The sequence below is a fragment of the Kitasatospora sp. NPDC051914 genome, from assembly GCF_040680995.1.
GTDB lineage: Bacteria > Actinomycetota > Actinomycetes > Streptomycetales > Streptomycetaceae > Kitasatospora.
This window is the reverse complement of the sequence record NZ_JBFAXX010000015.1, coordinates 76,820-86,261: the sequence shown is the minus strand read 5'-3', so window position 1 is coordinate 86,261 and position 9,442 is coordinate 76,820. Positions and strand designations below refer to the sequence as shown.

At 71.4% G+C, this 9,442-nt stretch carries 8 protein-coding genes; 7 read left to right on the top strand and 1 reads right to left on the bottom strand.

What is annotated here, in order from left to right; translation table 11 throughout:
• Window positions 1–225: 225 nt before the first annotated feature.
• From AB0M03_RS12585 to AB0M03_RS12555, 7 genes are all read left to right on the top strand, one after another.
• Entirely contained in the window at window positions 226–1,041 is an 816-nt protein-coding gene (locus AB0M03_RS12585; protein WP_363491371.1) for a polysaccharide deacetylase family protein, read from the top strand.
• Between the two features lie 15 nt (window positions 1,042–1,056).
• Entirely contained in the window at window positions 1,057–2,313 is a 1,257-nt protein-coding gene (locus AB0M03_RS12580) for a glycosyltransferase (RefSeq protein ID WP_363491370.1), read from the top strand.
• Window positions 2,314–2,316: 3 nt separating this feature from the next.
• Complete coding sequence (locus tag AB0M03_RS12575; protein WP_363491369.1) at window positions 2,317–3,909, top strand: glycosyltransferase family 39 protein; 1,593 nt, start codon at window positions 2,317–2,319, stop codon at window positions 3,907–3,909.
• A complete protein-coding gene (locus tag AB0M03_RS12570; RefSeq protein ID WP_363491368.1) occupies window positions 3,906–5,054 on the top strand; it encodes a glycosyltransferase in 1,149 nt (382 codons plus the stop codon). Before AB0M03_RS12575 ends, AB0M03_RS12570 begins: the two co-directional genes overlap by 4 nt.
• Before the next feature lie 20 nt (window positions 5,055–5,074).
• Window positions 5,075–7,144: a galactose oxidase early set domain-containing protein gene (locus AB0M03_RS12565; RefSeq protein WP_363491412.1), complete on the top strand. Its 2,070-nt coding sequence runs from the start codon at window positions 5,075–5,077 to the stop codon at window positions 7,142–7,144.
• A gap of 30 nt (window positions 7,145–7,174) precedes the next feature.
• Complete coding sequence (locus AB0M03_RS12560; protein ID WP_363491367.1) at window positions 7,175–7,624, top strand: hypothetical protein; 450 nt, start codon at window positions 7,175–7,177, stop codon at window positions 7,622–7,624.
• A gap of 67 nt (window positions 7,625–7,691) precedes the next feature.
• Entirely contained in the window at window positions 7,692–7,913 is a 222-nt protein-coding gene (locus AB0M03_RS12555; protein WP_363491366.1) for a patatin-like phospholipase family protein, read from the top strand.
• 238 nt (window positions 7,914–8,151) lie between these two features.
• Here the strand turns inward: AB0M03_RS12555 and AB0M03_RS12550 are convergent, their stop codons facing one another.
• The gene (locus AB0M03_RS12550) at window positions 8,152–9,315 is read right to left on the bottom strand and encodes a hypothetical protein (protein WP_363491365.1); all 1,164 of its coding nucleotides are present in this window, start codon (window positions 9,313–9,315) and stop codon (window positions 8,152–8,154) included.
• Window positions 9,316–9,442 lie beyond the last annotated feature (127 nt).

The following is a 9,442-nucleotide window of genomic DNA, read 5'->3' as shown; positions in this document are numbered from 1 at the left end:
GCGATGCGGCGAGAGCCGGATCCGCCACCGATCGTGCGTTCTTCATGACCGCGGACGGAGGCGGAGCGGTGTCGGGCCGTCACCGCCGCGCTCCCCTCCGGCGTGCGGACGTTCGTGTCGGGGGCCGTACCCGGTGCTGCCGGGCACCCCGTTCGCAGCCGCCCGCACGAAGCCGGCCGGGCTGCACACCGCCCGTCCGGGGGGCCGCGATCCGGGCGGCGTGCCGTGACCGCCCCCGTTCCGGTCCTCCTGTACCACGCGGTGTCCGAGCACCCGGAGCCGTGGATCGCACCGCACACCGTGACACCGCGGACCTTCGTCGAACAGCTCGACCGGATCGCCGACAGCGGCCGGACCGTCGTCCCGCTGCGCCGACTGGTGTCCGCACTGCGCGGGGGCCCGCCGGTGCCTCCCCACTGCGCGGTACTCACCTTCGACGACGGTTTCGCCGACTTCTACCGGACGGTCGCCCAGGCCCTCACCGACCGTCGCCTGCCCGCCACCCTGTACGTCACCACCAGCGCCGTCCACGACCCGGGCCGGCCGCCCTGGCGGAGCCGGCTGCCGCCCGCGGAGATGCTGAGCCGTCGACAGATCGCCGACCTGGACGCGCTCGGGGTCGAGATCGGCGGCCACTCGCGCACCCATGCCGAGCCGGACACCCTCCCCGGTCACCGCCTCGGCGAGGAGATCGACGGCTGCAAGCCGGACCTGGAGAACGCGGTGGGCCGTCCCGCGACCGCGTTCGCCCGTCCGGGCGGCCCCGCCGGCCCCGTCGTCCGGCGCCGGGTGGCCGATGCCGGCCGGATCTCGGCCGCCCTCGCCGGGACGGCTCTGAGCTCACCGACCGACGATCCGCCGCGGATCGCGCGGCTGAGAGTGCGGGCCGACACCTCGTCGGAGCGCTTCGACGCGTGGCTCCGTGGTGTCGGGGCCCCGGTCGCGCCGCTGCCCGAGTCCTTCCGCGCCAGGGGGCGGCGGGCCTGCCGGCGGATCCGCGCCGCGCTCGGCCGTCCGTCCGACGAGCCGACGCCGACCTGAGACGGGGAACCGACCATGATCGTCTCCATCGTCCTGATCGTCTTCTCGGTCTTCCTGTTCGGCATGGCCACCGGAACGCTGTGGTGGATGATGCACGCCTGGCGGACGCCGGAGAACCTGGAGGACACCCGGTTCGCGGAGGCGGACGGGGCCGAACGGCTGTCCTTCTCACTGCTGGTGCCGGCCCGGCACGAGCAGGAGGTGCTCGCCCACACGGTCGACCGCCTGCTGACGAGCCGGTACCGCCACTACGAGGTGCTGGTGATCGTCGGGCACGACGATCCGGGAACCACCGCCGTGGCGAACGAACTGACCGCCCGCCACCCCGGACGGGTGCGCGTGGTGGTCGACACGCACGAGACCAAGAGCAAGCCGAAGGCGCTCAACACCGCACTGCCGCACTGCCGTGGCGACGTCGTGGGCGTCTTCGACGCCGAGGACCAGGTGCACCCGGACCTGCTCGGTCATGTGGACCACGCCTTCCGCTCCGCCGACGTGGCGGTGGTCCAGGGCGGCGTCCAGTTGATCAACTTCGACTCCAGCTGGTACAGCCTGCGCAACTGCATGGAGTACTTCTTCTGGTTCCGCAGCCGGCTGCACCTGCACGCCCGACACGGCTTCATCCCGCTCGGAGGGAACACCGTCTTCGTCCGCAGCGAGGTGCTGCGCGACGCCGGCGGATGGGACCCGGACTGCCTCGCGGAGGACTGCGACCTGGGTGTCCGGCTGTCCTGCCGGGGTGCCAGGGTCGTCGTCGCGTACGACGCCGAGCTCGTCACCCGCGAGGAGACCCCGGACTCGCTGTACGGCCTGCTCAAGCAGCGCACCCGGTGGAACCAGGGCTTCCTCCAGGTCTACCGCAAGCGCGAGTGGACCGGGCTGCCCGCCCGGCAGCAGCGGCTGCTGGCCCGGTGGACCCTCGGCAACCCGTTCCTGCAGGCAGCCGCCGGCGTGGTGATCCCGATCGGCATCGCCCTGGCGCTGCTCGCCGAGATCCCGGTCGCGGCAGCCATGATCACCTTCGTGCCGCTCCTGCCGGCCCTGCTGACCGTCGCCTTCGAGGCGGTCGGGCTGCACGACTTCGGGGTGCAGTACGGCATGCGGGTCCGACCCAGGCACTACGTCAAGCTGATCGCCGGCAGCCCGCTCTACCAACTGGTCCTCTCCGCAGCGGCCATGCGGGCGGTCTGGCGCGAGACGCGAGGCCAGCACGGCTGGGAGCTCACCCGCCACGTGGGCGCCCACATCCAGGAGATTCCGAACAAGGGATGAGCTGTGACCTCCACCGCCCACGACGTCTCGATCCGGCCGCCCGGGCCGGCGGCGGCACACCGCCGGGGCCGCAGCCCCACCTGGCTCGGACCGGTCGCCGTGCTGGTGCCCACCCTGGTCGTCCTCACGGTCCAGGCGTGGAACATCACGGGCTGGCCCATGGCCAACGACGACGAGGGCACCTACGTGTCCCAGGCCTGGGCCGTCCAGAACGGCCACGGCCTCGCGCACTACACCTACTGGTACGACCACCCGCCCGTCGGCTGGCTCCAGATCGCCGCGCTGTCCTGGCTGCCGACCCTTCTCGCCTCCCCGGACCACGTGCTCACCGCCTCGCTGCGACCGGTGATGCTGCCGGTCACCGCGGCCAACTGCCTGCTGCTGTACCTCCTCGCCCGGAGGCTCGGCCTGCCCCGCTGGGCCGGCTCGCTCGCCGTCCTGCTCTTCGGGCTCTCGCCGCTGTCGGTGAACCTCCAGCGCGAGGTGCTGCTCGACAACTTCGCCGTGCTGTGGATCCTCGCCGCCATGGTGCTGTGCGCCTCGCCCCGCCGGGACCTGTGGCACCACACGCTGGCCGGCGCCGCAGCCGGCATGGCCGTGCTCTCCAAGGAGACCATCGTCGTCCTGCTGCCCGCCCTGGCCCTGCTGCTGTGGCAGCGCAGCCACCCGAGCACCCGCAAGTACTCCCTGGCCGGCGCGGCCGGCGTGTTCGCGCTGACCACCGTCCTCTACCCGCTCTACGCGGTGCTCAAGACCGAACTGCTGCCCGGTCAGGGACACGTCTCGCTGTGGGAAGGACTCCGCTTCCAGCTGACCCGCCCGGGCGGCGGCTCCCTGCTGACACCGGGGTCGGCCAACCGTCAGATGCTCGAATCCTGGCTCTACTACGACAGGGTGCTGCTGATCGGCGGAACGGTCGCAGCCCTCCTCCTGCTCGCCAGACGCCCGCTGCGGCCGATCGCCCTGGCCGTGCTCCTGCTGGCGGCGATCGCGGCCCGCCCCGGATACCTGCCGGCGATGTACGTCATCCAGGCACTGCCCTTCCTCGCACTCGCGCTGGCTGCCGCGGCCGAACGCGTGGTCGTGCTCGCCCACCGCACGGCGAAACCCGGCATCCCCCGGTGGCGGCCGTTGCGTTGGACGGCGGTCGCCCTGCTCGGGGCACTCGCCGCCGGCATCGTCGGCCCGCAGTGGTACCGCGGTGACCGCACCGCCGTCACCGCCCGCGCCAACGCCGGATACGACCGGGCCGCGCAGTGGCTGCGCACCCACATCCCCGACCCCGGACGCGCCCGGGTCGCCGTGGACGACGTGCTCTGGCTGGACCTGGTGCGCCACGGACTGCACCCCGGCACCGGGGCGATCTGGTTCTACAAGATGGACCTCGACCCGGCCGTGAGCAAGCAACTGCCGAACGGCTGGCACGACCTCGACTACATCGTCTCCAGCCCCACCCTCCGGCAGCCGTCGAACCAGCGGCTCGCCACCGTCCGGGCCGCACTGGCGAACTCCACCGTCGTCGCCTCCTTCGGCAGCGGCAGCGACCTGCTGGAGATCCGGCGGATCGTCACCCCGGCCGCCGTGGAGAAGCCATGACCTCCCTCGACCTCACGCCGGACGACATCCCCTTCACCGTCGTCATCCCGACCCGCAACGAGCCGGACACCGCCGTCGAACTGCTCACCCGGCTCGTCTCCGCCCTCGGCGCACGGACCGCCGGACCCGTGCCGCGGCTGCTCTTCGTCGACGACAGCACCGACCACACGCCCACCCTGATCCGGGCGGCCGCGCGCGACTGCCCGCTGCCGGTCACCCTCCTGCACCGGGAGGATCCCGACGGCGGCCTCGGCGGCGCGGTCACCGAGGGACTGCGCGCCGCCGAGGGCGAATGGGCCGTGGTGATGGGCAGCGGCTTCGCCCACCTTCCGCAGCTGGTACCGCAGTTGGTCGCGGCCGGCCGAGCCGCCGGCGCCGATCTGGCGGTGGCCGCCCCACATTCCCCCGCGGACGCGGACGGCCGCCGCCGACGGCACCTGCCCCGCCCCTCCGCGTTGCTCACCCGGCTCCTCTTCGCCCGCGAGCTGCGGCGGATCAGCGACCCGACGAGCGGGCTCTTCGCCGTCCGCCGCGGCGCCGTGGACCTGGCCGGGCTCCACCTGCCCGGACCCCGCATCCTGATGGAACTGGCCGTACGCGGCGGGCTGCGCCGGATCGTCGAAGTGTCCTACCGCCTCGGCACCCCCCTCGTCGAGAAGTCCGGCACCGGCCTGCACGAGGGGCTGCTCACCCTGGCGCAACTCGCCCGGCTCCGGCTGTCCACCCCGCTCGGCCGGGCCGTCGCGTTCGCACTGATCGGACTGAGCGGGCTGCTGCCGAACCTGCTCGTTCTCGAGCTGCTGACCAACGAGTTCGGTGTGTACTACCTGCCCGCCGCGATCCTCGCCAACCAGGCGGGCATCGCCTGGAACTTCTTCCTGCTGGAGCGGTCCGTCTACCGCCACCGCAGGTACCGCCACGCGGCCGACCGCGTGCTGCGCTTCTTCGGCGTCTCCAATCTCGACCTGCTGCTCCGGATACCGCTGATGACGCTGATGGTCAGCGGATGGGGCCTCGACCCGGCCCTGGCGACGGTGCTCGCCCTGGTCGTGTCCTGCCTGCTGCGCTTCACGGTCGCGGAGCGCGCCATCTACCTCCCGGCCCCGCTGCGGCGCGGCCGGACCGACTCGTCCCGCACATCCTGAGAAGAGTTGCTGCCATGGTCATGAACGCCTTCCGCCGCCAAGCCACGGTCCTCCTCGGCTCCCTGGCCATGTTCGCACTCATGACCACCTACGACGCCAAGGCGGCCCCCAACCTCGTCGACAATGCGGGCTTCGAGAAGCTCGACTCGGCCGGCTGGCCCAAGTGCTGGGAGAAATCCGGCTGGGGCAACGGCACCGCGTCCTACCAGGTCGTCCCCGACGCCCACGGAGGCTCCAAGGCGGTGCGGCTCACCGTCTCCGGCGTGACCGTCGGCGACCGCAAGACGATGATGTACGAAACCCCGTCCTGTGCACCCAAAGTGACGGTCGGGCGCCAGTACGACCTCGGCCTCTGGTACAAGACGAACACGCCGAACACGGTGCTCACCGCCTTCCGCCACGACACCGTCAGCGGCTGGCAGTACTGGACCGACCTGCAGACCCTCCCGGTCACCGGGACCTGGACCAGGTCCACCGTGCGCACCCCGCAGATCCCGCCCAACACGGACCAGATCACCTGGGGCGCGGCCGTCTACGGCAACGGCACGCTGACCACCGACGACTACACGATGGAGGACGCCACCGTCCCGACGCCGCCCCCCGGCGGCTGCACCGCGGGCGACGCCTGCACCAAGGGCTCGTGGCAGGTGCAGCCGACGAACAACCCCGTGCGCAGCATGCACGCCAGCGTGCTGAGCAACGGCAAGGTGCTGCTGATGGCCGGCTCCGGCAACGACCCGGACCTGTTCGCCGCAGGCACCTTCACCTCGGCCGTCTACGACCCGCAGAACGGCTCCTTCACCGTCGTCCCGACACCGGTCGACCTGTTCTGTGCCGGGCACGTGCAACTGTCGGACGGCCGCACGCTGATCATGGGCGGCAACAAGGCGTACCCGGCGGCCGACGGCAGCCACGGGTACGAGGGGCTGAAGAACTCCTACATCTTCGACCCGGCGACCAACACCTACACCGCCACCAACGACATGAACGACGGCCACTGGTACCCCTCGTACACCGAGTTGGGCAACGGTGACGTCCTCTCCATCGGCGGCCTGCGCGAGGACTCCAGCGGCAGCGTCACCCAGGAGCTGTTCTCCGACGCCACCAAGCAGTGGCAGTCCCTGGGGCAGGTCAACCAGACCTGGTCGTACTTCGGCCTCTACCCGTCGATGATCCTCATGCAGGACGGGCGGTTGTTCTACACCGGGAGCCACGTCTTCGGCAACGGCACGCCCGGAACGGGGGCCTCCATCTACGACTACAACGCCAACACCCTCACCGACGTCCCCGGCCTGCAGAACAAGGACCAGCGGGACCAGTCGATGAGCGTGCTGCTGCCCCCGGCCCAGGACCAGCGGGTGCTGACCATCGGCGGCGGCAACGTCACCACCAACCCCGACGCCAACCGCCTCTCCGACCTGATCGACCTCAAGGCGGCCAGTCCCGCGTACACACCCGGCCCGCTGCTGCCGCAGGGCACGCTGACCGGCGGCGCACCGGAGACCGGCGCCCAGGGCAAGATGTACGTCTCGGCCGTGCTGCTGCCGGACGGCAAGGTCTTCGAGACCGGCGGCGCGCTGCACAACCGGGCCGACCCGGTGTACGAGGCCTCGATGTTCGATCCCGCCACCAACACCTACACCCCGGGCATGGCCACCGACCCGGTGCCGCGCGGCTACCACTCCGCGGCCTTCCTGCTGCCCGACGGCCGGGTGATGGCCATCGGCGACAACCCCGGCAACGGCACCTTCGAGATGCGGATCTCGATCTACTCGCCGCCCTACCTCTTCCAGGGCACCCGGCCGAAGATCCTCTCCACCGACAGCACCCACTGGGCGTACGGCTCCAGCCATCGGATCACCACCGACACACCCATCGTCAAGGCCGAGCTGATCCGCCCGCAGGCCGTGACCCACTCCTCCGACCCGAACCAGCGCTTCGTGGACCTGCCGCTGACCGTCAACGCGGACGGCAGCACCAGCCTGAACCTGACCACCAACCCGAACCTCGCACCCCCCGGCTTCTACATGCTCTACGTCGTCGACGCCAAGGGCGTGCCGTCGGTCGCCACCTGGGTGCACGTGATGTGAGCCCGGACCGGCCGCTCACCGGAGGAAGTCATGCGGAAATCAACTCCCACCACGCTGCTGGCGATCGCGGTCGTGACCGCCGGCGCCGCCCTGGGCGTGGCGCACGCCGCACCGACCGCTTCGACGCCCGCCGCCCCGGCCCCGGTCGCGGCGGCTCGGCAGGACGCGCCGCAACCGAGTCCGGCGCCGCACGTCCAGGACTTCGCCCACGGCCTGGGCAACAGCAAGAAGCTGCCCACCTCGGCCGGCCCGGCACAGGTCCCGGACGCCGACGGCTGCGACCACGGCTACGGCACCGAAGGGCAGTGCGTGCCACTGGTCTTCCCGCCGGGCGTCGGCGACACGGCGAAGGACCGCTGCCAGTGGCTCAAGGACCACGGCTTCAAGGAGCTGAAGGTGCACGACAAGGCCAAGGGCAAGGACCAGCTCAAGCTGGACAAGAACAAGGACAACATCGCCTGCGGGAAGGACGACGACTGATCCCCGGCCGTCGAACGACCCGCTGACGCCCCGATGCGTCCAATTGGACACATCGGGGCGTCAGCGGATGTCCTGGCAGCTGCTCATCACCGCGGTGGATGCCGAGACCGGCGAGCAGGAGGTATTCGACCGCGCGAGTGGCGCACCGCTGGCCTCCGCCGTGGCGGCAAGCACGGCCTTCCCGGGCATCTACCCGCCGATCACCGTCGGCGGCCGCCGGTACATGGACGGCTCCCTGCGGTCGGCGACCAACGCCGACTCGCGGTCGGAGCCCGCACGCTCGCCGTGATCGACCCGCAGGCGCACCTGTTTCCCCGCGAGCTGCTCCACCAGGAACCGGCGGCCGCCGCGGCGCAGACAGTGGTCACCGTCGAGGCGCCGATGCCGAAGAGCGGCTCCGCCTCGCCTGGAACACCGGATCCGGAACGGACTGAACGCCGCCCGATCCCCGAAGTGGTGCTGCGGTCCCGTACGGGCCGGGAAGGCGTGCGCGAGCACGGCGAGGGTGGTGTGGCGGTACCGCCGCCTCATTCTTCCGGGGCCGGAAGGACGACGGAATCGTTCTCCGCGAGGCCGGAGATCACTTCTGTGAGCCGGTCGCCGGCAAGTCCGAGTCGTACCGTCGTGCGAACGGGAACGCTCTTGCGGCACTCCCCGTTCTCTCCAATGTCGTCGCACTGCAGAACCAGGACGTAGTCCCCTTCCCTGTCGTGGTGGATCGCAGACGGGGGCACCGCGAGTACGTGGTCCCGGGAGTCCAGGGTCAGCGTCACTTCGGCTCGTATTCCCGGCAGTACGCCCGCTGGGGGGACCGGTAGCCGCAGCTCCATGAGGTACCGGGCCGCCTGCCCGCCGAGGTCCGCGATCCGGCCCTCCTCTCCCTCCGGGCCGTGTGCGCCCAGGGCGTCGGATCCGGCCTTCCCGGAGACGGGCTGGTCCCGGCTCCCCGGTGTCACGGCCGAGGTCGGAAGACCCTCGAGTGCCGTCGTCCCACGGGCCCTGGCGTCCGGGACCGTGACCAGGGCCTGCTGTCCCACGCGCAGCTTCGCCAAGGTGGCGGCGTCGATCGACGACTCGACCTGCAACTCGTCCGCCCGCAGGACCACGACGGGCTCCTCGCAGGACGGGTCGGCTCCGACGGCCGTGTTCACCGACTCGACGAACCCGGCCGCCGGCGCGGTGATCGTGCTGGCGGCCACTGCCTGCTGGGCCTGGTCCTTGCGTCGTTGGGCCTCGGCCACCCGCTGCTGATCCGCGGCCAGCTGTTCCTCGGGGAGGCCGAGGAGGGAGCCCGGTGTCGAGGCGGCCGACGAGGCGGACCGGGAAGTACCGGCGGCCGGAGCCGGGGCCGGCCGGCTCACGGCGGCCTGACGGGCTTTGAGGGCGGCGGTCGCTTGGGAGAGCTCCTGCTCCGCCGTGGCGAGGTCGCTACGGGCGCGCGCGGTGTCGGCCCTCGCCAGGACCGTTCCCGCAACGACGTGGGTGCCGGCCGCGACGGGGAGGGACGTGATTTTCCCGAGAACGGCAGGGGGATTGTCGACGGTGATCCGACCGCACGTGCCGGTTTCACCGGGTTTCGTTTCGGTGTAGGCCACCACCGAGCCGAAAGAGAGCCAGTACGTCGCAGCTCTCGTCACCGTTCCGTCCATGCGGGTGGTAAGTCGAATATTGTCCCGCTTGACGGTGAACACCAAATGCCGCTCCGGGCTTCGCGTCAGAACTGCGAGGGCGGCCCCCACCGCTGCAGAGGCGAGAAGGAGCGCCAGCCAGCGCCACTTCCGGCTCCGGCGACCCGATGCGGACGCCGGACGCACGGAA